This is a genomic window from Corynebacterium sp. HMSC076C10 (assembly GCF_001812455.1).
Lineage (GTDB): Bacteria > Actinomycetota > Actinomycetes > Mycobacteriales > Mycobacteriaceae > Corynebacterium > Corynebacterium jeikeium_D.
In genome coordinates, this window is sequence record NZ_KV809090.1 from 69,542 (window position 1) to 94,161 (window position 24,620).

Below are 24,620 nucleotides of genomic sequence, written 5' to 3' on the forward strand. Positions count from 1 at the left end.
CACATCATGGAGCGCGAATTCGATCAGGGGCGGGCCGAGGCTGCGGTTCGTGAACTGTTGATTGCCGTCGGTGAGGATCCCGACAGGGAAGGCCTGAAGGAGACACCGGCGCGAGTGGCGCGAGCCTACCGTGAGGTTTTCGCGGGCCTGTTTGAAGATCCGTCTGAGGTGCTGGCAAAGACCTTCAATGAGGATCACCAGGAACTCGTTTTGGTCAAGGACATCCCGATTTACTCCACCTGTGAGCACCATTTGGTGCCGTTCTTCGGCGTTGCCCACATTGGTTACATCCCGGGCAAGGACGGTCGTGTGACGGGCTTGTCCAAGCTCGCTCGTCTGGTCGATGGCTATGCGAAGCGCCCGCAGGTGCAGGAGCGGCTGACCAGTCAGGTTGCGGATGCCTTGGTGGAGCGGCTGGATCCGGCCTCGGCGATCGTCGTCATTGAAGCGGAGCATCTCTGCATGGCCATGCGCGGTATCCGCAAGCCGGGTGCGCGCACGGTGACCTCAGCCGTCCGCGGTGGCTTCAAGACGGATGCCCGTTCGCGCGCAGAGGCAATGGCGCTCATCCGCAAGAGCTAACGCAACAGTTAAATGGTCGATTGGAAAGGCTGGACAACAAGGTGACTGAATCCCCCTTGCAAGCGCAGGCAGGACAGCCGGCGGAGATGGGTATCGAGAATCAGCTCTGCAAAGTGATGGGCATTGTCAACGTCACCGAGGACAGCTTTTCCGATGGCGGCCTGTACAAGACCTTCGACGCGGCGATTGCCCATGCGCACGAGCTGCTCGCTGAAGGCGCACATATTCTCGACATCGGTGGCGAGTCTACTCGCCCCGGCGCACACCGCGTTTCCGAGGATGAGGAAATTGCCCGAGTCGTGCCGGTGGTCCGTGAGCTCGCGGCAGACGGGCACCTGATCAGCGTCGATACTATGCGCGCAAGTGTCGCAGAGGCAGCAATCGCCGAGGGCGCGGTGTTCATCAACGATGTCTCCGGCGGTCTCGCAGACCCCAACATGTACGCAGCCTGCGCCGATGCCGATGTGCCCATCTGCCTGATGCACTGGAAGACCGATCGCTTCGGCTCCGCTTCTGGACGCGCCGAAACTCACCCGGACGGCATTGTCGCCGATGTCCGTGAGCACCTGCTTCAGCTTGTCGACGGTGCCATGGGCGCCGGCATCGTCGAGGAAAATATTGTCCTGGATCCAGGCCTGGGCTTTGCCAAAAACGCCGATGACAATTGGGCGCTCCTCCACGGCCTGCCGGAGCTTATTGACCTCGGTTTCCCCGTATTGGTCGGTGCCTCCCGCAAGCGTTTCGCCGCCGCCGTCGGCAGTGAGGCTCGCGCGCCAAAGCAGGCTGATGCTGCGACTACCGCAATTTCCGCGCTGTCCGCAGCGGCGGGCGCATGGGCGGTTCGAGTTCACAATGTGGCCGACAACCTCGACGCAGTGCGGGTGGCGCAGGCATGGAACCTTGGCCGCTCACTGACCGGTTACACCGCGGCCGGCGACTATCCGGAAGGTGGCTCTAACCGCGCTGCACAGCACGATGAGTCTCCTGCTGAATCGCCAGCCGAGGCGGCTCTGGAAGGAGACGAGTAGAAACAGTGGCTGATCGCATTGAACTCAAAGGTCTGAAAGCCCGCGGCTACCACGGCTGTCTCGACTTCGAGCGCCGCGATGGCCAGGACTTCATCTGTGATGTCACCCTGTGGTTGGATTTCTCCGGTGCCGCTGCCAGCGACGAGCTGGACGACACCGTCAACTACGCCGACATCGCAGCCACAGCGCACGGAATTTTGACCGGCACTCCGCGCAACCTCATCGAAACCGTCGCGACCGAGATTGCCGAAGCAGTGCTTGCCGACGACGATGGCCGCGCCGAACGCGGATTGTCCCCACTGTTACATGCGGTGGAAGTAACCATTCACAAACCGCATGCGCCCATTCCGCTCGACTTTGATGACGCTGCGGTAACAGCCCGCCGTTCGCGGAAGAAGCGGTTGGCATGATTCGCGCCGTTCTTTCTATCGGCGCGAACATGGACCGCGCGCGAGAAAACCTAACTGGTGTGCAGGCCTTCTTCGCCGATGAATTGGTCGCAGCCTCAAAAATTTATGCCACCCCACCTTGGGGTGGGGTAGAGCAGGGTGACTTCCTCAATGCCGTGCTCATTGTCGATACGTCCCGGACACCAATGGAGCTGCTGGAAGCTGGTTGGAAACTGGAAAATGACGCTGGTCGAGTGCGCGAAATTCACTGGGGACCACGGGCGCTCGACGTGGACATTGTGCAGGTCATTGACAAGAACTCCGGCGAGGAGATCATCTCTGACGATTCGACTCTGACCCTGCCACATCCGTGGGCAACCGAGCGTGCCTTCGTACTGGTGCCGTGGCTCGATGCCGACCCGGATGCCGAATTGGAGGGAGTTCGGGTCGCGGAACTCGTCGATAAGCTGGCACCTGAAGACGTAAACGCAGTGCGTCTAGCAGACAGCGCGGATGGAGAAGAGGCCTAGAGATGAAACCGACCTCACCGATTACGTTGGCTGCATCTGCGCTGGTTCTCGCGCTGGCGTCATGGATGATCCTGGCACAGTTTTTCGGTGCGCTCGGGCCGCGAAGTTGGTGGGACCTGGGGTTTCCCTGGTTGCTCACAGCCGTCTGTGTGGCAGCAGCGCGGTGGATTAAGTCGGTATTGAAAGAAGGGAAGGTCGGGCAGGATCGCAGCCAGGTGCAGCCGTTAACGTTGTCGCGATGGCTGGTGGTCGGTACGGCATCCGCGTGGTTGGGTGCGATTCTCGGAGGACTGTACGCCGGTGGCGTGCTGTGGGCCTTGCCGAAGTGGACGGAACTTGCGGCTGCACAGGCCGACGGACCGATCATGATTGTCGGCACAGTATCCGGAATTTTGCTCGCTGCGGCGGGGCTGTGGCTGGAAAAAGTTTGCCAATTGCCAACTGATGGCGAAAATTCTTCGCCTCCTAGCGGGGAAATGGGAACTAACTCGGTAGGGTGGGAGTTATGACTGACCTCTCCAACGCCGGTAATGACCTGAAGCGCTCGGGTGATGCCGCATATTTTCAGGGCGACGCGGCAGCTACTTCGTCGGATATGGCCGAGTCTCCGTCTCCGTCGCCTTCTTCAGCTTTCGAAAGCTACTCCGCTGGGGCTAACTCCGGGGCTGATGCGGCATATGCAGATGAGCAGAGCAATGATGTGACGAAATTCAGTTCTACCGATGGTATGACGGAGAAAACCGCCGTTATTCTCATGGTCGTGCTGCTGGTGCTCGCGGTGATTGCCAGTATCGTCATGCTCTTTGCCACCTCTGCCGGGTGGATGAAGGTTGCCGTGCTGCTGGCGTTGTGGTCGGCAGTTATCGGGGCTGTGCTGGTGACTCGATACCGCAAGACCATTGCGCTGGAGCGCAAGCGGTTGGAGACAATCGAGGAACTGCACAAGGTGGAGCTTGACCGCGAGCTGGCTACTCACCGTGAGCAGGAGCTGATTCTCGAGCAGAACTACCTGGACTCGCTTGAGGGCAACAACGATGACAACATTGCGGCGCTGCGCGCTGAGGTCTTTGCACTGCGTGCCCAGCTTGCTGAGTTCATGGGGGAGGATTTCGACGACGAGCAGGTTGCTCTTCGCGCCCAGGCCGAGCGTCTGCGTGAGCTCGACTCGCCACAGCAGGCCTCGCCGATGAAGGATCCGACCGGTCACGACCGGCCGACACCACGCGCGACTTCCCACCGCGCTGAGATGACCGCTAACGGCACTGTTGGCGCTCATACCCAGCACGGCGGCACGGGCTCCGCTTCCTCCGCTTCGCCGGTTGAAGACGCCGAGGCTACCGACATGCGCCGTACATTCTCGCCGTCTGGCCAGCCGGTTGACGTCCACGAAGTCGCCGATTCCAAGGGTGACGAAACCGTTTCCAAGGAGAAGTTCTCCACTAACTCTTTCCGCGCCATCAACTGGCAGGAAACCCCGGCCGAGGACGCTGCAGAGGATGATTCTCAGGGCGGTGCTCACGAGGCACACGGTGCACGGCACCCATTCGCTGCGCCGGAATCGGACGACGCCTCGGACTCTCCGACTCGCCAGCTGCAGGCCATTCGCGATGAGAACCTCGCAGAAGAGCCAGCTCAGAAACCGGCTCAGGCTACGGCGCAGGAGCCTGCAAGCCACGGTCGGCGCCGTGCTGAGGACAACAAGGGCAGCCTGACGGTTGCCGAGCTGATGGCGCAGATGCGCAAGAAGAGGGAGCAGCGCGAGGACGAAGAGGCCTAGTCGCTTACCGAGTGTGCGCGGCCTACTCACCGCACATAGCTGGTTTGGTCTAACCTAGTCAGTCATGACGCAAAGCCAGCATGATTCCCATCCCCATCGGACAACCGCTCCGCGGTTGGCGGTGGGGATTATTTCTGCCGGAAAAGTCGGGGTCGCGCTCGGCCAGGCGTTAGAGCGCTGTGGGCATCGTGTCACTCACGTGGTCGCGCGCTCACCAGAATCTGTCACACGAGCGCATCTACGTCTCCCGAACGCACAGGTTAGTAGCATTGCCGACACAGCTTCCACCTGCGAGCTCATCGTCATCGCCGTGCCGGATCGCGCCATCGCAGAGGTCGCCGAGGACGTCGCCCGCCATGTCGGCCCCGGACGCATCGTCATGCATACTTCTGGTTCCCTCGGGCGTGCCGTGCTCGATCCGGTCGCACTCACCGGCGCGCTGACCATCGCCGCCCATCCCGCAATGACATTCGCAGGGCTTGACGACGACTCCGAGCTCCTGACCGGCTGCCCATGGGGCATCACGGTCGGGGATGAGCTCGCGAAAACAGTCAGTGAACTGCTCATTGGTGAACTCGGCGGTCGTCCGGTGTTCATCAACGAACGTCACCGCGGTCTCTATCACGCGGCTATGGCCCATGGCTCAAACGGTCTGGGCGCAGTTGTGGTCGATGCAGTAGAAATGCTGGCAACCACTATCGGCGGAGACACAGCAGCCGAAGACACCGACCTAGCTGAGCTGCGTCGAGGCCAGGCCGCCGAGCTGCTCCGCCCACTGCTGGAAGCTTCATTGGACAATGCCTTGAGGTGGGGTTCCCGGGGGCTGACTGGCCCGGTGACGCGGGACGACCTTGGGACCGTCGTCAAGCACGAACGTGAAATTGAAGCGGTGGCACCGGAAATGGGAACCGCCTACCTGGCCCTTGCCGAGCGCATCGCCGAGCTGCGCGGCGCCAACGAGGTTTTGCGGTACCTACGCCGATGAGCTGAGCGGACTGGCTGTTCTGGTCATCCGGGATGTGGCGTAAGGTATTGCCGTCGGGCGAAAAGTTTGGTCCGGTAGATCTGAACGCGGAGGAAACATGACGGGTTATACCGCCGGAGAGACAACTGTTCACAAGACTATTGCGGGAATCGCGCAGGTCACCCGTGCGTTGCGGAAGACCGGGCGGCCGGTGGTGCTCGTACCTACGATGGGTGCGCTACACCAGGGGCACCTTGAACTAGTACAGGCCGCGAAGACGCTGCCGCGCGCTGTTGTGGTGGTGTCGATTTTCGTCAATCCGCTGCAGTTCGGTGAGGGGGAGGACTTTGACGCCTACCCGCGGACTCTGGAGGAAGACGTTGAGAAGCTCCGCGCTGTCGGTGCTGAGCTGGTATTTGCGCCGAACGCGAAGGAGATGTACCCCAACGGTTTCCGCACGACCGTGCAGCCGGGGCCGCTGGCTTCGGAGCTCGAAGGTGCTACTCGCCCGGGGCACTTTGCCGGTGCGTTGACGGTGGTCAACAAGCTTTTCAACATCACCAACTGCACTGATGCCGTTTTTGGTGAGAAGGACTACCAGCAGCTGTGCCTGATGCAGCAGATGGTCACTGACCTGAATATGCCGGTGCAGTTACACGGTGTACCGGTGATTCGCGAGGCCGACGGGTTGGCTATGAGCTCCCGCAACCGCTATCTGTCCGAGGAGCAGCGCAATCTCGCAGTAACCCTGTCCGCTGCGCTGACTGCCGGTGCTTTTGTCGCGGACCGTGGTGCGGATGCTGTGCTGGAAACCGCGCGTGGTGTGCTCGCCAGCCAGCCTGAAGTCGAGTTGGATTACTTGGAGCTGCGTGACGCTGCGCTCGCCCCGCTTTCCGACGAGGCGTTGCGCGGCGACGGCCAGGAGACTGAAGCTCGCCTGCTGGTTGCTGCGAAGGTCGGCACTACTCGTCTCATTGATAATGTTGGCTTGATTCTTGGTGCGCCGCGCCCGGATTCGGCAAACGGTTTCGGTCAGCTCGGCCAGAAGGACGCCGAAATTGCGTCGGCGGCTCTGTCGGCTGCGGGGCTGGACGGCGAGCTGACTGAGGAAGAGGCCGCTGAGCTGGCTGAGCTGCAGGAAAAGGTTCGTGCTGCTCGAGATGCTCGTCTGAAAGATGAGTCCAGCAGAGAAACTCTGAAGAACGCTGGCTTTGGCGTTGAGCAGGACAGCGAGTAGGACGGCTTTTAGAAGTAGTTTCTCGTGGCTGGGAAGTTGTCGTATTATAGTGTGCCGACTAATAACCTGCCACGCTAAGGGGTGCCGCGGTAGGCAAGCATCCAGGGGACGAATCCAGGAAGGGACCTACCTTTTTCATGTTTCGCACTATGTTGAAGTCCAAGATTCACCGCGCCACGGTGACTCAGGCTGATCTTCACTACGTTGGATCGTGCACGATTGACGCTGATTTGATGGAAGCGGCCGACCTGCTTGAAGGTGAAGCCGTCGACATCGTCGATATCAATAATGGCAACCGGCTTACTACTTACTGCATTACCGGAGAGCGCGGCTCGGGCATCATTTCCATCAATGGTGCCGCCGCTCGTCTGATATCGCCGGGTGATCTGGTTATTATCATCGGCTACGGAATGATGGATGACGCCGAGGCGCGTACGTACAAGCCGAATGTCATCTTCGTCGATGAGGACAACAAGATTCTGGAAAGTGGCAATGACCCGGCGGATGTGCCGGAGGGTTCTGATTTGAAGAATCCGCGTAGCCCGGAGAACCAGGGCTAGTCCACGTAGCCCGCAGAGCTGGGGCTCGACTGCGTAGTTGGAGAGAAAAGACGAGCGGGAAAACCGCAACACCAGAGTGTTTACTTTGCGTTAAACCACAAGCCATTAGACCGTCAGCTAAAGCTCATCGGTGAGTTGATTTTTAGAAACCGAAAGGTAACGCAACGTCCTTAGCTTCTTAGAGGATCTAAAAGTTTTAGTTTTCCATTTCCTCACCTAGTCGAAGCTATACAAAGGCGGTCTCCCCGTGGTTCGTATTGGCAAGAATCTGCTGACAAATCCTTTTGCTACCTCTCGCAGCTCTCTGACCTGCACTTACAAGTGTGGTAATGCCTGTGCTGACGATGCTCCGAACGAGTTCTCGGACAACCAGTACTTCGGTGATGTTGCGAAGGAGGCGTTCTCCCAGCGCGCATTCTCCCGTCGCGCGGCACTGAAGGTCACTGGTGCTAGTGCTCTTGCGGTCGGCGGTGGCGCCGTGCTGGCCGCTTGCTCCTCTGATGATTCGGGCAGCGCCGCAGGTGGCTCCGACGCCTCCGGTACCGCTGCTGCCGGTGACGGTAGCAAGGGTGAATCGCCGGAGGGTATGCGTTTCGACGCCGTCAAGCCGAACACGGAAGACGCAGTCGTTATCCCGGACGGCTACGAGCAGAATGTTCTGATTCGCTGGGGCGACCCAATCCACGAGGGTGGCCCGGAGTTCGACTTTGACAAGCAGACTCCGGAAAACCAGCTGAAGCAGTTCGGCTTCAACAATGACTTCGCTGGCCTGATTAAGGCTGAAGACGGCACACTGCTGTACGTCTGCTCGCACGAGTACACCACCGAGCCGATGATGTTCCGTGCCTACAAGAAAGAAGATGCCACTAAGGAGCAGGTCGACATCGGACTGGCTGCCCACGGCCAGACCATCCTTGCTGTGGAAGAGGATGACAAGGGATTCTTGAAGCCAATTCTCAGCGACAAGCGTAACCGTCGCATCACTGGCTTCACCGAGTTCACAGTTGACGGCCCGGCTGCTGGTCACGATCTGCTGAAGACCAAGGCCGACCCGACCGGTATGAAGGTCGAGGGAACTTTGAACAACTGCTCCGGTGGTGTTACTCCGTGGGGTACCTACCTGTCCGGTGAGGAGAACGTTGACCAGTACTTCGGTAACGTTGGCAAGCTCAAGGACGAGGACGCAGTTAAGAAGCTCAAGCGCTACTCGGTCAAGAATGAAGAGCTGTCCGACCGCGCGTGGGAGAAGTACTACGACCGCTTCGATGTCTCCAAGGAGCCGAATGAGCCGAACCGCTTCTTCTGGCTGGTAGAGATTGACCCATCTGACCCGAACTCCACCCCGGTCAAGCACACCGCAGTGGGCCGTTTCAAGCATGAAGCCGGTCAGATTTACGTCACCGACGACGGCACGGTCGTGTGCTACTCCGGCGACGACGAGCGTTTCGAATACATCTACAAGTTCGTCTCCTCCCGCAAGATTAAGGAGGGGGACCTCAAGCACAACATGGGCATTCTGTCCGAGGGCACTCTCTACGTCGGTAAGTTCAACGGTAATTCCGAGTCCGAGATTGACGGCTCCGGTGAGCTGCCGAAGGACGGCCGTTTCGACGGTGACATTGAGTGGCTTCCGCTGATGACCGCCAAGGCAGACGGCAAGCACGAGTCCCACGTTGATGGCATGACCGCCGAAGAGGTCTGCATCTACACCCGCATCGCCGGTGACAAGGTTGGTGCGACCCGTATGGACCGCCCGGAGGATATCGAGCCGTCTCCGAAGACCGGTAAGGTCTACGCGGCGCTGACCAACAACAAGTACCGCGGTAAGGCGGGCGCGAAGGACGACAAGGGCAAGGAACGCAAGGATGGTGCAGGGCGCCCGCTTGCCGACGCCGTCGAGGTCGCACCAATCACCGAGAACAAGAATGGCCTTGTTCTGGAGATGGAAGATGACCACGCCGGCACCAAGGGCAAGTGGAACCTCCTGCTGGTCTGTGGTGACCCGAACGAGGCTTACACCTACTTCGGTGGCTTCGACAAGGAATCGGTCTCGCCAATTTCCTGCCCGGACAACGTCGCCTTTGACGAGTACGGCAACCTGTGGGTTTCCACCGACGGCAACGCCCTGGACTCCAACGACGGCCTGTTCGCCGTTGCTGTCGAAGGCGAGCGTCGTGGTGAGACCAAGTGCTTCCTGACTGTTCCGGTTGCTGCAGAGACCTGCGGTCCGCAGATCTTCTCCAACCGCGTGATGGTCAACGTCCAGCACCCGGGCGAAATCGAGACGGATCAGGGTCATCCAGTCGGCGACAACCCGGACCCGACCACCAACCCGACCTCGCACTGGCCGGACGGTGGCAAGGAGCAGCCACGCCCGGCCGTCGTTCAGGTTGTACGCACTGATGGCAAGAAGATTGGTGTGTAGGTTGCCCTTGGCAAGGAGCTAAGCAGAAACGCGCGGATTAGCGCGTAGACCTATCGCGGCGCGTCTCGAACGAAAATAATGTTCGACGGCGCGCCGCGACTGTATTCGGTAGAAAGTTAGTAATCGGGCGTTTACTTAGCGTCACCACACTATCGATGGGATTAATCCTAGTGAACAGCATTGTCATAATCGGCATCATCCTCGTTGTCATCGGGGTCATCGTCGTTGTTGTAGCGCGTCGGAATACTCAGGTTCCGGGTTCTGATCGGGAGCGCTTCGTCGACCCGCTGATGACTGATGAGTACCGTAAGTACGGTCCAACCTCTGTCGCGCCGGGCGCAATCCTGAACTACGGTGGTGCCTCCCATGTTGTGCGCGGATCCCTTGAGCTCTCTCAGGGGCCGTTCCGCTGGTGGGAACATCTCGTCGATGGTGGGGCGGATGGTTCTTGGTTCGGCGTTGAGGAAGATGAAGGTGAAGTCATCCTCACCTGGTGGCGCAAGCTTCCGGGTAGCTTCGAACCAACTAATCCCGTCGTTGTCGACGGTGTGGAGTACTGGGAGGAGGAGCGGGGAACCGCCCGCTACACCGCGATTGGCACCACTGGGCTGCCGCCGGAGGGGGCTACGGACTTCGTCGACTACAAATCCGGTGACGGTCGCTTGCTCGGACTGGAACGCTACGGTGACTCGATGTGGGAAGCGTCCACCGGTATTAGGATTCTCCCCGGTGAGATTGATGTCATGGCAGCGCCGGACCATAATCCGGACGCGGACAATCGCTAGTGGCGGTCGCTATGTCGCTGGCAATTCTAGATGTGCCGTTCAAAGACACTGCTGCGGAGCAACTCCGCATTGCTTTTGACGGCCAAGTCCCGGACACCCTCTGCGAGGCGGTTATCTCTCACCCCGACGGCACAACACCGCCGCTGACGCTCGGAGTCCTCGGAGCGTCGCATGTGGTTTTCGTCGGTAAGCGGGAGAACCCGTGCTTTACCGAGGAGATTTCCTGTACCGCGGCACACGGCGTGCCCCTGAGTGAGGCGGGAGTGATGGTGAAAGCTCGTGTGGAGAACCTCTCGCCAGAAGCCTTCGTTCAGCGCGCAGATGCTTTACGTCGCGAGTTCGGTACAGGGCATCCTCATTCGGTTGTCGCGGAGTTCCCCGGTTCGCCCGGCGCGCTGACTGTGTTGGCTGCAGAGCCGATTGAGCAGGGGTATCGCTGGGATACGTGGCACGGCTACCCGCCGGGGCAGCTCGTGTGGACGTCGAATACTTGGACTGCCGTCGCTGGTAACCATGGGGCCGAGGCAGACCGCGTAAAGGGAGGTTCCTGAGTCTATGGGACGCGGAAGTATTGGTTACGCACTGATCGTTGTCGGCATTGTGGTCACTCTGGCCGGTTTCTTCGTCGGCGGGAAATCTGCGGAAGAGAGGATTAGCGAGCGCTATCAGTCCGCGCCCGGCGCAGCATCTGCGACGCAGGTCAGCAGCGGAATTGATCGACGTTGGACCTGTGGCGACCGCGACCCCATTGAGGTGGGGCGTGAGCTGAAAGAAGAGATTAAGCCACAGGCTTACAACGAAGATGGCGGGGCAGCGTACCTGAGGACGAAGAAGCACCTGTTCATCGTTTCGCGTCAGACCCCTGAGGCAGGGTCAAAGGACACGTGCCTGATAACCAGAGAATCACTTAGTGGCCGCTATTCGGGTGGGCACTTCATCTATCTCGGCCCCGGTTTCGGTCCCTCCGCCCCCTCCGGCGGTTCGGGTGGATCGGCCGGATCATTCGGAGGAGCGAAATAAACATGGGACCAGTAACGTACATGGACACCACCGGGACGGCTATCCTCACGGCGCAGTCGGAGACATCGGAGCCAGCGCAGTCGGTCGTGGCCTCAACTGTGGGCGAGCATCTGGCCGTCGGAGTGCCGGCCACCGTCGGTTACTTCCTTGCGGGTGCCCTAGTGCTCGTAGTTGGATTCATTGTCCTTGATCTGATTACTCCTGGGAAACTGCGCGACCTGGTGTTTCTCGAAAACCGTGCGGGCGCCGCGATGATAGCGGGCTCACAGCAGATTGCGCTGGCCTGCATTGTCGTTTCGGTAATCCGCGCATCCGACGACGCTCTGATGATTGGCCTGGGGGAGACCCTCGTTTACGGTGCACTCGGCATTGTGTTGCAGGCAGCATCGCTGCTGGTGCTGGAAGCTCTGATTCCGGGGCGCTTCCGCGATGTCGTAATGGACGCGAAGGTACGCCCCCGAGCGATTTTGGCTGCGACCACCTTCATTGTTATCGGTGTGATTAACGCGGTGGCGCTGTCATAGATGGAGACCACCACGACTTCCCGGCGCTGGCGGGCTCTCCTGCTGGGCTCTGTGGCGGCCTGTGCTGCTTGCGGCCTGGTCTATGAGCTGGCACTACTGGCGCTGTCGGCTTCTCTTGGCCGCGGCGACGTCGTTGCGAATTCCCTGATTGTGGCCGGTTATGTCGCAGCGCTGGGTTTTGGCGCCGTGGCGGCGAAGCCGTTTGTGCGCCGTGCCGCGGTGTCTTTCCTCGGTATCGAGTGTGCTTTGGGTTTGCTCGGCGGTGTGTCCGCAACCGCTCTGTACTGGGTATTTTCGGTTACAGGTGAGAGCCTCGGAGCATTAGTCGCCGCCACTTTCATAATCGGAACGCTGGTTGGTGCCGAGGTGCCGTTACTCATGACACTTCTGCAGACCGGCCGGACGTCCTCCGCCGAGGACACCGGTCGCGTGCTGGCGAATCTCAACGCTGCGGACTACTTCGGAGCCTTGGTCGGCGGTTTAATCTGGCCATTTGTGCTCCTGCCTACGGTGGGCATGCTGAAGGCCACTGCCATCGCTGGACTGATCAATGTCACCGCGGCATTGATAATCGCCGCGCTGCTACTGAAGCAGATGTTGACCCGCCGGGCACTGGTCGCATCTGTCGCCGCCCTCGTCGCGGCACTTGTTGGGTTGGTAGCGTTACTGGCCGGAATCCGGGACATTGAGGCGACCGCCCGGCAGTCGCTCTACGCCCAGCCCATTGTTTTCGCCAAGCACTCGAAGTATCAGGACATCGTCGTCACTCGATTTGGCGGGGACCGGCGGCTTTATCTCGACGGGGGATTGCAGTACTCCAGTCGTGACGAGTACCGCTACACCGAGTCGCTGGTCTACCCGGCGGTGGGTAAAGAAACGAAGTCGGCGTTGATCCTCGGCGGAGGCGATGGGTTGGCTGCCCGGGAGCTGCTGCGGATGCCCAACATCGAGCGCATTGTTCAGGTCGATTTGGATCCGGACGTCATCGAGGTCGCCCGCACTGTGCTGCGGGAAGATAACCGTGGCAGCCTGGACAATCCCCGAGTGGAGAAGATTGCTGCGGATGCTTTCGCATGGCTCCACGAGCAGGCACGTGGTAAGGCGCAGGTGCAGAAGTTCGACGCCATCTATGCAGACCTTCCCGATCCCGACAACGCAGTGCTGGCCAAGCTCTACTCTCAGGAGTTCTACGGGTTGATCCGCACGGTGGCCGCGCCGGGCGCAAAGCTGGTGGTGCAGTCGGGTTCGCCGTTTTCGACGCCGCAGGCCTTCTGGCGCACCGACAGTTCGATTCGCGCCGCAGGCTGGTCGACCACTCCGTACCACGTGCATGTTCCCACCTTCGGGGACTGGGGGTTTGTACTCGCGCAGGCCGAGCCTGAGCCTCCTACGCTCGAGCTTTACGACGACGCCCCGCCGCTGAAATTCCTCACTCCTGACGTGGCCCGGGCTGCGACCGTGTTCGGTGCCGATAACGGTCCGCAACAATTGGAACCGTCGACACTTGCTCATCCTCGAATTGTGGAGGATATTCGTCGAGGTTGGCGGCAGGCGGGGGAGTAGCCCGCCGAGTATTTCGCAAAGGGGCGGGCGAGTAGCAGGTCGGCGGTGTAGTCGGCTAACCTTTATAGCCGTGACTGACGCGAAGAAGACCCCTGAAAACACCGCCACCGTTCCTGAGCAGCTGCGCATTCGCCGCGAGAAGCGTGACCGCCTGCTCGAGGCTGGAATTCAGCCGTACCCGGTTGAGGTTCCCCGTACTCATTCCCTCAAGGATGTCCGTGAAGAGTGGGGCCACCTCGAGGCTGGCGAGGAGACTCAGGATGTCGTGACCGTCATTGGTCGTGTCATGTTTATTCGTAACACCGGCAAGCTCTGCTTTGCCGCTCTGCAGGAGGGTGACGGCACGACCCTGCAGGCCATGCTTTCCAAGGCTGAGGTCGGCGAGGACGCCCTGGCTGCTTGGAAGTCGGACGTAGATATGGGCGACTTCGTCCTCATTACTGGCCGCGTAATTTCTTCGCGCCGCGGCGAGTTGTCCGTGATGGCTACCAAGTGGCAGATGGCCTCGAAGGCTCTGCGTCCGCTGCCGGTGTCGTTCGCTGATCTGTCCGAGGACAGTCGCGTGCGTCACCGCTACACGGACCTGATTATGCGTGAGCAGGCGCGTACTAACGCACTGACTCGTATCAAGGTCATCCGCGAGCTGCGCCACGCCCTTGAGCGTCGCGGTTTCCTCGAGGTCGAAACCCCGATGCTGCAGACTCTGCACGGCGGTGCAGCTGCACGTCCGTTCGTGACTCATTCCAACGCTTTGGACATCGATCTCTACCTGCGTATCGCGCCGGAGCTTTTCCTCAAGCGCTGCGTCGTCGGCGGTATGGAGCGAGTCTTTGAGATCAACCGTAACTTCCGCAACGAGGGTATCGACTCCTCGCACAGCCCGGAGTTCGCGATGCTGGAGTACTACGAGGCATTCGGCACCTACGATGACTCCGCCCGCACCGTCCGCGAGGTCATTCAGGAAATCTGCGTCGCGGTCTTCGGTTCGACGACTGTTACGCTTGCCGACGGTACGGAGTTCGACTTTGGCGGCGAGTGGAAGCAGATTGAGATGTACCCGTCGCTGAACGAGGCACTTGCTCGCAAGTTCCCTGGTCAGCCGGAAGTCACTATTGACTCGACCGTCGAGGAGCTAAAGGCAATCGCCGATGTGATTGGACTTGAGGTTCCGGAAAAGGGCGGCTGGGGCCACGGCAAGCTGGTTGAGGAAATCTGGGAGCTGCTCTGTGAAGACCAGCTCGACGGTCCTATCTTTGTCCGCGACTTCCCGGTCGAGACCTCTCCGCTGACTCGTCAGCACCGCTCCAAGCCTGGCGTGACCGAGAAGTGGGATCTTTACGTCCGTGGCTTCGAGCTGGCTACCGGCTACTCCGAGCTGGTTGACCCGGTTGTCCAGCGTGAGCGCTTTGAGGATCAGGCGCGACTGGCCGCCGGTGGCGACGACGAGGCCATGGTTCTGGATGAGGACTTCCTGCACGCAATGGAGCAGGGCATGCCGCCGACGACCGGTGTGGGCATGGGCATTGACCGCCTGCTGATGGCCCTGACCGGCCTTGGCATTCGCGAAACCGTGCTGTTCCCGATCGTGAAGCCGGAAGCGTAAGCGACTGAATTCATGTGTAGTTATCCCCGGTGTTATCACCGGGATTATTTTTATCCCGTAATTTCTTCACCCGTGAATTCGGTAAATGGGAATAAGAAAATTGATCGGCGATCCGTATTGCGCTTGGGAGCAGCAGCGGGAGCAGCAGCGAGTGCAGGGGCCGTAACGGTGGCCGTCAATAGCGTCGGGACGCGAGCAGTTGCATCGGCGGCCCCGAACCAGGCGCCGTTTCCATTCACCGGGTTGACCAGCGGCCTTGTTGTGACGGACCTGGAAGTCGTGACCGTGACCGATACGTCGGTGACATTTTCGTGGGCGACGTATGCAGGCCCACATCCAGCGTGGGGGAAGCTGGCTCCACTGGCGCCGGCCGACACTGAAGTTGCGCTAGTGCCAGTCGATGCCGATGAGGGCGGCGAGCTACCCGTGGTACATAAGGACGAGACGCAGGTTGGCTACCACTTTGTGACCGTCGATAAGCTGCGCCCTGGAACCACGTACCGTTTCGAATGCCGATCGAATGGGCTGGTCGCCGAGCCGGGATTAATTACCCGAAACCTCCCCAATACACCCGAGCAAACTGGACAGTTCACGACGTTGGTCGCTCCGGAAGGGGAGTACCTGACCACGATTGCCATCCTCAATGACACGCATATTGGCGAAAATGGGCATGGTATTATCACCGGCAATTTCCCCGCGCCTATCTTTTCTGAACCGGGTGCCGGACCGTACCCCGAGGTCATGCTGACAGCTGCTCTCGCCGAGCTGCGCGGGATGGGGATTGAAAAGGTTTTCGTCAACGGTGATGCCACGTCGGAAGCACGTCCGGCGGAGGTGCGTCGATTTGCCGAGATTATGAATACCTTTGGTGCTCAGGAGCGGCAGTGGTTTGTCACCCGCGGCAATCATGATCGTCCGCATAAGCCGGATGCCGATCCATCTGCTGGCTACGACGAATTCCCGGTTTTGGAGGGTACCGAGAATCATCGCGATCCCTTCGGTGTTCTCCTGGGGCGTCCGCGACAGGAACTGTGGGTGACTCAGCAGGGGCCGGTCCGTGTCATAGGGCTGGATTCATCGAAGTTGGATGAGTCCGGCGGCGAAATTAGCCCGGAACAGTTCGATGCACTGGAGCGGGAATTGCAGCGTGACCCCAGTAAGCCGACAGTTGTGCTGGCTCATCACCCAATTACCTCCGAGGCTGGTTGGACACATGCTGCCGGGCCCACCTTCATTCTCAACAGCGTTGATGCACGACGCTTGCAGCAGATGCTTAACGACGCTCCGGGTGTATTCTTCGCGGGGGCAGGTCACACCCACCGTGCAAAGCGTACTCGCGGTGATGTTGGGGCCGGCGTTGATTATTTGGAGACCGGCGCGTGCAAAGCATACCCCGGTGGCTACACACTGCTGCATGTCTACTCCGGTGGCTACCAGGTTAACTTTCACCGTTTGAGCAGCGAAGATGCGCTTGCGTGGACTGCGCGTGCCCGTTGGGCGATGTACGGTTTCGAGCCCGAGGCTCTGCTTGGTGAGCTCTCTGATCGCAACTACGTTGTTAACCGCGTTATCGCCTGACAAGTTAGAAGCCTGAAAGTTTTCTGTTACTTGGCAATGTTTTTTCAATTCTTGTGACAACGGTCACGTGATTGTTTTATTGTTATGCCAGTAATAGTTCTGACTCGAAAGGCCATGATCACATGAGCGAGAAGAAGAACCGCGAAGATTCGACTGTCGGCCGCAATAACCCTGGTCGCGACGCTATCGGAGCGGCAATGCGGTTCATCACGTCGATTACTGGTTCGGACTTCGCCCAGAAGTACGACCTTCAGCCAAAGATCGACCGCGTGGTGTACCAGTCCACCAAGTCCGGTTTTAAGACCCTTGGTGCCGCGAACCGTCAGTTTAAGAAGATTTCCGGTTCCGGTAAGCCGGAGCGTCCGGCTGAGGAAGCCCAGGCTGCACAGGAGGCCGCAGCCGAGGAGAAGGCAAAGAAGCTCTTCGACCTCACCCCGACCGAGGATCAGCAGATGATCGTCGAGACGGTGAAGGAGTTCGCTGAGTCTCGTCTGCGCGAGGCTGCTTACAAGTCCGACCACGAGGCAACTCCGCCGGAGAACCTCGTCTCTGAGGCTTCTGAGCTGGGCGTCACCATGATCAACGTCCCGGAGGCTTTCGAGGGCATCGCTACAGGTGAGGACGTCACCACCAACGCGCTGGTCGCAGAGGCTCTGTCCTACGGAGACATGGGTCTGGCTCTGGCTGTGCTGGCTCCGGCCGGTGTCGCTGCCACCCTGACCGCTCACGGCTCTGACTCGCAGCAGAAGACCTACCTGCCGGCATTCGCTGGCGAGAACGTCCCGGCTGCCGCTGTTGTTCTCGCAGAGCCGCGTCCGCTTTTCGACGCGCGCAAGCCTGAAACCACCGCGAAGCGCGAAGGCGATTCGCTGGTACTCAACGGTGTGAAGTCCTTCGTTCCGAACGCCGGCGCAGCTGAGCTGTTCATCATCGGTGTTGAGCTCGAGGGTAAGCCAGCTCTGGTTATCGTTGAGTCCGACACTGAGGGCCTCCACGTTGAGGCTGACCCGTCCATGGGTCTGCGCGGTGCCGCAATGGGCCGTGTCATCCTGAAGGATGTCAAGGTTCCGGCTGAGAACATTCTCGGCGGTGCTAGCACCTCGGCTGCAGATCGTGAAGAGGCATACCTCGACATTCTGCGTCGTTCCCGCCTCGGCTGGGCCGCGCTTGCAATGGGTACTTCTCAGGCAGTTCTCGACTACGTCATTCCTTACGTCAACGAGCGTCAGGCATTCGGCGAGCCGATTTCCCACCGTCAGGCAGTGGCATTCATGGTCGCCGACATCAAGATTGAGCTCGATGGTCTCCGTATGATCACCCTCCGCGGTGCTTCCCGCGCTGACCAGGGTCGCGGCTTCGCTCGCGAGGCAGCTCTGGCTAAGACCTTCGCCACGGAAAAGGGCATGAAGATTGGTTCCGACGGTGTGCAGCTGCTCGGTGGACACGGCTTCACCAAGGAGCACCCGGTTGAGCGTTGGTACCGTGACCTCCGCGCAATTGGTGTCGCCGAAGGCATCGTCGTTCTGTAAACCGCTAGATACTTCAGCCGAAAAGAATTAAGAGGAAAGAAAATGATTAACCTCGAACTGCCGAAGTTCCTCAAGGCGGGCGCGTCCCAGTCGCATCAGGCCGCCGCTGAGATCTTCCGACCGATTTCCCGTAAGTACGATCTCGCTGAGCACGAGTACCCGAAGGAACTCGACACCCTTGCCTCCATGATGGACGGCATGGCAGATGGTGGCCGTGGCTTCTCCGGTGCTTCTGGTGGACGTGGCGACGATAAGAAGCCGAAGCGCACCGGTGTAAAGAACGGTGGCAACATGGCTTCGCTGCTCAACGTTATTGAGACCTGCTGGGGTGACGTGGGTCTGACCCTGTCTCTGCCGTACCAGGGTCTGGGTAACGCAGCCATCGCAGCTGTTGCTACTGATGAGCAGCTGGAGGCTTTCGGTAAGACCTGGGCTTCCATGGCAATTACCGAGCCGTCCTTTGGTTCTGACTCCTCCGCAGTTTCCACCACCGCCAAGCTCGATGGTGATGAGTACGTCATCAACGGTGAGAAGATCTTCGTCACTGCTGGTGAGCGTTCCGACTCCGTCGTTGTGTGGGCGACCCTGGACAAGTCCAAGGGCCGTGCTGCCATCAAATCCTTCCTGGTGAAGAAGGGCACTCCGGGCTTCACCGTGGAGCGTCTGGAAGAGAAGCTGGGTATTCGTTCCTCGGATACTGCAGTGCTCCGCCTGGACAACGTCCGCGTTCCGAAGGAGAACCTGCTGGGTTCCCCGGACATTGATGTTAAGAAGTCCTTCGCCGGCGCAATGGCGACCTTCGACAACACTCGTCCGCTGGTTGCGGGTATGGCCATCGGTGTCTCCCGTGCTTCGCTGGAAGAGCTGCGTCGCATCCTGGAAGAGGCTGGCATCGAGATTGACTACGATGCACCGGCACACACCCAGAGCGCTGCTGCAGCTGAGTACCTGAAGCTGGAGTCCGATTGGGAGGCTGCATACCTCCTGGCTCTGCGCGCTGCGTGGATGGCTGACAACAAGCAGCCGAACACTCTGGAAGCTTCCGAGTGTAAGGCCAAGGCCGGCCGTGCAGGCACCGAGATTTGCCTCCGTGCCGTTCAGCTGGCAGGTACCTTCGGTTACTCTGAGCGTAACCTGCTGGAGAAGTGGTCCCGCGACGTCAAGATCCTGGACATCTTCGAAGGTACCCAGCAGATTCAGCAGCTGGTCGTTGCTCGCCGCACCCTGGGCCTGTCCTCCAAGGAACTGAAGTAGTTACAGTTTCAGAGCAATCTACATACTGGTGAGCCGGTAAAAGCTCACAAAGATGCTCAAGCCACATTTCTTAAAACACCGTCCTGCCATGACTTGGTAGGGCGGTGTTTTATTTTGCGCTGTTTTGGCCGTGTGTCTCTTGTCGTTGCGTTCCTATTTTTCTGAGATTAGAGGGAGAGTTCATCTAATTTTCATCTTTAGGTTCTAGGCTTATTGGACATGAGCATTTCCCGCCGGGCCTACCTATCTGTTGCAACTCTTGCTGCAAGTTCAATGGCCGTCGCGAAAACCTCGGGAGCGTACGGCCTGGAGTACGTCACGTCGGGTCTGGGGCTTACCCAGTCGGATTCCAAGTCGTGGCAGGTACTGGCTAGCGACTTGGAGGTCATCACTGTCACAGACACGTCAGTGGCATTTACATGGGCAACATATGCTCCGGGAGTGCAGACAGCGTATGGCTTCATTAAGCCGACCGTTCCTTCGGATGAGCGGGTGCTGCTTGGTCCTGCGGATTCAACGCAGTTAGAGCTCGTGCACGAGGGGTACTCAGAGTCGGGCTACCACCATGTGGTCATTGACGGGTTGGAGCCGGGACGGGAGTATCGCTTTGAGTGCTGGTCACACAACTGTCGCGCGGTTCCGTCGCTGAATATCACCATGAGCAAAACGGCACCGGAGAAGACAGGCGTCGTAAGCACTCTGCCAGCGCTGGAGGGTGCACATTTGGCGACGTTCGCGCTGACGAATGACACACACATTGGTAAGCCCAATCATGACGGCATTCGCATTGGCAACCTCGGTCTTTCCTCCGGTCCGGGAGAGCAGCCTTTTGCCTCTATGCAATTGCAGGGTCTGGTGGACACGGTAAAGGCTGCCGGGTTAGACACTCTCGTCATCAATGGCGATTGCACGGATAGCAACCGCCCTGAGGAGTATGACGAACTCATCAGGGTTTTGGATACTTTCGGTGAGTTTGGGAAAAACTGGTTTGTCACCCGTGGTAATCACGATGTGCACCCGCCCGGGCTACCCAATATCAATGGTTTCCGTGGACGCGGAATCCGCAAGGGCAAGACCGCGGTTCCGGATTACTTCAGCCAGCGTCTTGTGCCGACGCAGCAGCACTGGTCGACTCGCGTCGGCGAAGTGCGCCTCATCGGTGTTGATACCGCCGAGTTTGGTTATGCAGGTGGACGTATTAATGAGCGTCAGATGCGTGCATTGCGTGCCGAACTCGCAGACGATCCAGAGCGTCCGACAATTTTGTTTGCGCATCACCCGTTTACTCAGGATGCGGTGCGTTCGCATTTCGGTGGTGAGGCATTCATGGTCGAGGCGCAGCAGGCCAAGATTTTCCAGGAGATTCTGGCCGCCACGCCGGGTGCCAAAGGCGTGTTCGCTGGTCATACGCACCGCAGCCGCCGTGGTATCGCTGACTACGGGGATACGGACTTCTGTGAGCGGGGCGCGGCACTCGGCTATCCGGGTGGATACACGCAGATCCGAGTTCACACTGACGGTTACCAAATTAGCTACCACCGCACTACGACACCTCAGTCTCTGTCCTGGTCCACGAAGACTCGTTGGTCGATGTTCGGGTTGGAGCCAGAGTTTATGCTGGGAAAGATCTCCGATCGGAACTACGTCAATTTCTTCAAGAACAAAGTGCCGCTCTGAGCTAGTGCTAGCTTCAAGCAGGGTACGCTGGGCAACGCATAGTGTTAATGGAAAATACGTAGTGGCAAGTTCCGCTGTGGGCGTAGTCGCAAGCCGCCACGTTATTGGCCGAGCACAAGTGTGGCTCTGAAGTAATAAGGAATTTAGCGATGACCGACCAGTACAACCCGCGTTCGTCCTCCCCGCAGGATTGGGAGCAGGACGGTTATGCAACATCTGCCTGGGAGCAGCCGCAGGGCGGGGCCCAGGGCCAGTACCAGCCTCAGTACCAGTACCAAACGCAGGGGCCGAACCAGGGCGGTTACCCCCAGCAGTATCCGGCTTATCAGCAGGCTCCGGCACCTGAGCAGAAGAGCAACAACGGTCTGTACGTGGTCTTGGGCATCGTCGGTGTCGCACTTGCAGCGGTCGCCGGTATCGGTGGCGCGTACTACCTGAATAATTCCTCCGATAATTCCCCGCAGTCTCCCGATACGGTTGCGGCAGGGGACTCGTCGTCAAGCACTGCGTCCCCGGCGCCGGTGGAGACGCACACGGAAACCTATACCCAGACCGTCGAGCCAGAAACGACGAAGCAGCCGGAGAGCAGCGCTCCTACCACTACGCAGAGGGGAAATTTTGGTCTCCGCGCGTTCGGTATGGATCGCGATGATATCGACGCCAAAGGTTGGGTTGGCAGTACCGCTCGCTGCTCGGGTGGGTATTACGCGCGTGTGCTGGCGGAGACGTCGTCGGGTAAGGCCGTGATTTGCGAGAATTCCAATAACCGCCAGCAGCGCCATTACATCGGTGACTTCGGTGAGATTTCGGATAGTCCGGATGCATACACAGTAGATAGTTTCTCCGGGAACCGTGCTGTCGCAAAGAATGGTGGCTACACGTATACCGTCACTCCAAATGCGGTAACCGTGACCCAGGACGGCGAAGAAATTTTCCGTGAACCCGTCACGGACTACGGTGTTTTGAACGCAGGCTAATCAGCACTGGTTCTTTCTAGGACACGCAAAAAGGACGCGGTAACTTCCACAATGGAAGTTTCTACCGCGTCCTTTTCGTGTCTGCCGCTCGCTTTACGACGGTCCCTGCGCCCTAAGCAGCCTTCTCCTCGGCGGCATTCTCCCACGGCTTCGGCAGGTGGCGAGGAACCACCTTGCCGACTGCGTTGCGTGGCAGTTCATCGAGGAACACGGTCTCGCGCGGAACAGCGAAGCGGCTGAGGCGCTGCTTGACGTATGTGCGAATCTGTTCATTGGTCAGGGCGCGGCCCTCAGGTGAATCGTCGCGGACAACCCAGGCGACCAGAGCCTGACCGAAGCGCTCATCCGGAACACCTGCGACTGCGCACTCGCGGATACCCTCGAGCTGGCTGAGTGCATCTTCGGTCTGACGTGGGAAGACGTTCTCACCGCCGGAGACAATCATGTCGTCCTCGCGACCGGAGATGTAGAGCAGGCCGTTTTCCATTCGACCCAGGTCACCGGTGCAGACCATGCCGTCGATGACCTGCTTGTCCGCACCCGGGCGGGTGTAGCCCTCGTATAGCATGTTGTTGCCCACGAAGATACGACCGGTCTCGCCGTCGGCGACGCGGTTGCCGTCTTCGTCGAGAATCTGGACACGAGTGCCCAGCGGTGCGCGACCTGCCGTGGTCGGATTTGCCTTGAGCTCATCCGGGGTAGCAATGGTTGCCCAGCTGACCTCGGTGGAGCCGTACTGGTTGTAGAGAACCGGTCCGAAGCGCTCGAGGGTCTTGGTGACAATTCCCTCCGGAATGGCCGAACCACAGGATGCGATGACCTTCAGTGATGTCGCGCCGATGTCGTAGTTGTCTGGGAGAATCTCAATCATGCGCTGCAGCATGGTCGGCACCAGGAAGATGGTGTGCGGAGAGTGCTGTTCGATAATGCGGAGGCTGTCGGCTGGATCGAACTTGCGGCGCATAATCATGGTGGAACGCAGTGCGATGCACAGCTGTGCGGTTGCGAAGCCCCAAGTGTGGAACAGCGGAGCCGCAAGGTAAGCCGGGCGGCGCTGACGCAGCGGAATTCGACTCATGATGGAAGATGCCGGCATCCAGCTGCGCGGCTCCGGACGCTTGGCACCCTTTGGAGTGCCGGTGGTTCCGGAAGTCAGAATAATAACGCGGCCACGGCGCGGGCGGCTTGGCAGCTCGGCGGTCGGCCACTTTGCCGGCGGTGCAGTCTTCAGCATCTCCTGCATGGAGGTCCAGCCCTCGCGAACACAGGAGGTATCACCGTAGTTTTCAAACCACGACACTGCGACCGGGCATTCATCGAAGTCCTCCGGCAGCATGTGAGTGAATTCCTCATCAATGAACAGGAAGTCAATCTTCTGCTCGCGAATTACAGCTAGAGTCTGCTCGGCAGCGGCGCCAGTATTGAGCAGCACCAGGTCGGTGCCGAGGCGACCGTGGGCGCACAGAGCCATAATGAAACCGCGGTGATTGCGAGCCAGCACACCGATGCGGTTGCGCTGCTGAATATCGCCGTGGCGGAGTGCCCGCGCCAGGGCAGTGGAGCGCTCGTGCAGCTCCTCGTAGGTCAGCGAGCCGCCGTCATCAATAATCGCGGTGTGGTGCGGATCGCGGCCGGCTGCGATGCCGAGGAGACCAGCTGGCAGGAAGTCCCAGCGGTAGATGGAATTTAATGCCTTACCAGCCGCGCCGGGTCCCATCGAGCCGAGGACACCAGCTTGCGTCACCGGTGCGAGACCGAGAACGAGGTCCGAGGTAGCTCGCGAAGCTTTGCGCACCTTATTGAGAATCGAGGTCTGTGGATCAGATGTCATAGTCACTCATCTTCCGTGGTTCATGTCCTGTGGTCTTCGGAGAGGCCTAATCAGGCGAAACCTCATCGGTAGGACCGCCGATTTAGTTTCTTTTACAGTAAGAATAAGTGTCCTAGGTCACTTTTGTGTAGCTTTTTGCAAAATTTTTTTATCAGAAACGAATGATTGTGAAGATATGTTGCGTGACTAGGGAATACGTTCAAAGGTGTGGGGCTTTTTTATCTCGAGCGATGTTGTCGCCGCACTTAGAGGCTCCGTTTTGAGGTAATTTCTCTAGAAAAAGTTCTTGAGAGATGTTCCAATTCAACTTCGCCCTCGTCGCCGTAGCGGAGGGTGAAGCCATTCGATATGTCCTAGGGGAACCCATGAAAGTCCACTCTCAAGAGTCAAACTTTCCTACGCATTTCGGCAGCCCGAGTTGCCGTGGTCGGAGCAGCCGCAACCGGTGCGGCTTTCGGTCTTGCAGCATGTGGCGATAGCGATGACGTCGATCCGGCACCTGTCGAGACCACTACGGTGACTTCGACCGAGAGCGTGGACGACAATCGCAATGATCGCGATGACGACGATCATGATGATGACCACGACGATGATGACGACGACCGGGATGACGACGACCAAGATGACGGCCACGACGACCGCGTGAACAACTAGGTGTCCGTTCCAGGATGAAACCGCCGTTGTACCTCTTTTGACCAGTCTGTTCGCTACTGGCGTACGGCTATAGGGATTAATCTGTGTCGCGTCGCGTTTAAGCTAGGTGAAACAACCTTTATTGAATTACGGC

At 59.2% G+C, this 24,620-nt stretch carries 22 protein-coding genes and 1 pseudogene; 22 read left to right on the forward strand and 1 reads right to left on the reverse strand.

Features of this window, described 5'->3' with window-relative positions; genetic code table 11:
- Nucleotides 1-6: 6 nt before the first annotated feature.
- The 21 genes and pseudogenes from folE to HMPREF2857_RS11235 all read left to right on the forward strand — a co-directional run bounded on the left by folE (nucleotide 7) and on the right by HMPREF2857_RS11235 (nucleotide 22,002).
- Nucleotides 7-582, forward strand: a complete 576-nt coding sequence (folE, locus tag HMPREF2857_RS01360; protein WP_016421488.1) for a GTP cyclohydrolase I FolE — start codon at nucleotides 7-9, stop codon at nucleotides 580-582.
- An 86-nt stretch (nucleotides 583-668) separates the two neighbouring features.
- A complete protein-coding gene (gene folP, locus HMPREF2857_RS01365) occupies nucleotides 669-1,610 on the forward strand; it encodes a dihydropteroate synthase (RefSeq protein ID WP_070642379.1) in 942 nt (313 codons plus the stop codon).
- 5 nt (nucleotides 1,611-1,615) lie between these two features.
- Nucleotides 1,616-2,020 (forward strand): dihydroneopterin aldolase, encoded by a 405-nt coding sequence (gene folB / locus HMPREF2857_RS01370; RefSeq protein ID WP_016421486.1) that lies wholly within the window; start codon nucleotides 1,616-1,618, stop codon nucleotides 2,018-2,020.
- Nucleotides 2,017-2,529: a 2-amino-4-hydroxy-6-hydroxymethyldihydropteridine diphosphokinase gene (gene folK / locus HMPREF2857_RS01375; protein ID WP_070642320.1), complete on the forward strand. Its 513-nt coding sequence runs from the start codon at nucleotides 2,017-2,019 to the stop codon at nucleotides 2,527-2,529. The genes folB and folK overlap by 4 nt, the downstream gene beginning before the upstream one ends.
- Before the next feature lie 2 nt (nucleotides 2,530-2,531).
- Nucleotides 2,532-3,038, forward strand: coding sequence for a DUF3180 domain-containing protein (locus HMPREF2857_RS01380; RefSeq protein ID WP_049171898.1), 507 nt, complete (start codon nucleotides 2,532-2,534; stop codon nucleotides 3,036-3,038).
- Nucleotides 3,035-4,306, forward strand: coding sequence for a DUF6779 domain-containing protein (locus tag HMPREF2857_RS01385; protein WP_070642323.1), 1,272 nt, complete (start codon nucleotides 3,035-3,037; stop codon nucleotides 4,304-4,306). The genes HMPREF2857_RS01380 and HMPREF2857_RS01385 overlap by 4 nt, the downstream gene beginning before the upstream one ends.
- 64 nt (nucleotides 4,307-4,370) lie before the next feature.
- Nucleotides 4,371-5,291 carry a Rossmann-like and DUF2520 domain-containing protein gene (locus tag HMPREF2857_RS01390; RefSeq protein WP_049194053.1) on the forward strand — a complete coding sequence of 307 codons (921 nt, stop codon included), beginning with the start codon at nucleotides 4,371-4,373 and terminating at the stop codon, nucleotides 5,289-5,291.
- Nucleotides 5,292-5,388: 97 nt separating this feature from the next.
- Nucleotides 5,389-6,330, forward strand: a pseudogene (gene panC / locus HMPREF2857_RS01395) (pantoate--beta-alanine ligase); the annotation flags it as partial.
- Between the two features lie 314 nt (nucleotides 6,331-6,644).
- Nucleotides 6,645-7,067, forward strand: coding sequence for an aspartate 1-decarboxylase (panD, locus tag HMPREF2857_RS01400; protein WP_016421480.1), 423 nt, complete (start codon nucleotides 6,645-6,647; stop codon nucleotides 7,065-7,067).
- Between the two features lie 247 nt (nucleotides 7,068-7,314).
- Nucleotides 7,315-9,492, forward strand: coding sequence for a PhoX family protein (locus HMPREF2857_RS01405; protein ID WP_070546615.1), 2,178 nt, complete (start codon nucleotides 7,315-7,317; stop codon nucleotides 9,490-9,492).
- 170 nt (nucleotides 9,493-9,662) lie between these two features.
- On the forward strand, nucleotides 9,663-10,277 hold the full coding sequence (locus tag HMPREF2857_RS01410; RefSeq protein WP_168165018.1) for a DUF4178 domain-containing protein: 615 nt from the start codon (nucleotides 9,663-9,665) through the stop codon (nucleotides 10,275-10,277).
- Between the two features lie 11 nt (nucleotides 10,278-10,288).
- On the forward strand, nucleotides 10,289-10,828 hold the full coding sequence (locus HMPREF2857_RS01415; RefSeq protein WP_083280594.1) for a DUF2617 family protein: 540 nt from the start codon (nucleotides 10,289-10,291) through the stop codon (nucleotides 10,826-10,828).
- A 4-nt stretch (nucleotides 10,829-10,832) separates the two neighbouring features.
- Nucleotides 10,833-11,297, forward strand: a complete 465-nt coding sequence (locus HMPREF2857_RS01420; protein WP_069358987.1) for a DUF4247 domain-containing protein — start codon at nucleotides 10,833-10,835, stop codon at nucleotides 11,295-11,297.
- A gap of 2 nt (nucleotides 11,298-11,299) precedes the next feature.
- Nucleotides 11,300-11,821 carry a DUF350 domain-containing protein gene (locus HMPREF2857_RS01425; RefSeq protein ID WP_083229188.1) on the forward strand — a complete coding sequence of 174 codons (522 nt, stop codon included), beginning with the start codon at nucleotides 11,300-11,302 and terminating at the stop codon, nucleotides 11,819-11,821.
- Nucleotides 11,822-13,384 carry a polyamine aminopropyltransferase gene (locus HMPREF2857_RS01430; protein ID WP_070642329.1) on the forward strand — a complete coding sequence of 521 codons (1,563 nt, stop codon included), beginning with the start codon at nucleotides 11,822-11,824 and terminating at the stop codon, nucleotides 13,382-13,384.
- Nucleotides 13,385-13,454: 70 nt separating this feature from the next.
- Nucleotides 13,455-14,987: a lysine--tRNA ligase gene (lysS, locus tag HMPREF2857_RS01435; RefSeq protein ID WP_038626637.1), complete on the forward strand. Its 1,533-nt coding sequence runs from the start codon at nucleotides 13,455-13,457 to the stop codon at nucleotides 14,985-14,987.
- 168 nt (nucleotides 14,988-15,155) lie between these two features.
- The gene (locus HMPREF2857_RS01440; RefSeq protein WP_246819574.1) at nucleotides 15,156-16,565 is read left to right on the forward strand and encodes a metallophosphoesterase family protein; all 1,410 of its coding nucleotides are present in this window, start codon (nucleotides 15,156-15,158) and stop codon (nucleotides 16,563-16,565) included.
- A gap of 122 nt (nucleotides 16,566-16,687) precedes the next feature.
- Nucleotides 16,688-18,094, forward strand: coding sequence for an acyl-CoA dehydrogenase family protein (locus HMPREF2857_RS01445; RefSeq protein WP_048731769.1), 1,407 nt, complete (start codon nucleotides 16,688-16,690; stop codon nucleotides 18,092-18,094).
- 42 nt (nucleotides 18,095-18,136) lie between these two features.
- Nucleotides 18,137-19,348, forward strand: a complete 1,212-nt coding sequence (locus HMPREF2857_RS01450) for an acyl-CoA dehydrogenase family protein (protein ID WP_016421475.1) — start codon at nucleotides 18,137-18,139, stop codon at nucleotides 19,346-19,348.
- Between the two features lie 219 nt (nucleotides 19,349-19,567).
- Nucleotides 19,568-21,025, forward strand: a complete 1,458-nt coding sequence (locus tag HMPREF2857_RS01455; protein WP_048731772.1) for a purple acid phosphatase family protein — start codon at nucleotides 19,568-19,570, stop codon at nucleotides 21,023-21,025.
- Nucleotides 21,026-21,174: 149 nt separating this feature from the next.
- Entirely contained in the window at nucleotides 21,175-22,002 is an 828-nt protein-coding gene (locus HMPREF2857_RS11235; RefSeq protein WP_070604885.1) for a hypothetical protein, read from the forward strand.
- Between the two features lie 112 nt (nucleotides 22,003-22,114).
- Here HMPREF2857_RS11235 and HMPREF2857_RS01465 read toward each other — a convergent pair whose 3' ends face one another.
- On the reverse strand, nucleotides 22,115-23,833 hold the full coding sequence (locus HMPREF2857_RS01465) for an AMP-binding protein (protein ID WP_016421472.1): 1,719 nt from the start codon (nucleotides 23,831-23,833) through the stop codon (nucleotides 22,115-22,117).
- Nucleotides 23,834-24,256: 423 nt separating this feature from the next.
- Between HMPREF2857_RS01465 and HMPREF2857_RS01470 the strand changes: the two genes are divergently transcribed.
- Complete coding sequence (locus HMPREF2857_RS01470) at nucleotides 24,257-24,487, forward strand: hypothetical protein (RefSeq protein WP_210384766.1); 231 nt, start codon at nucleotides 24,257-24,259, stop codon at nucleotides 24,485-24,487.
- The last annotated feature ends 133 nt before the right edge of the window (nucleotides 24,488-24,620 follow it).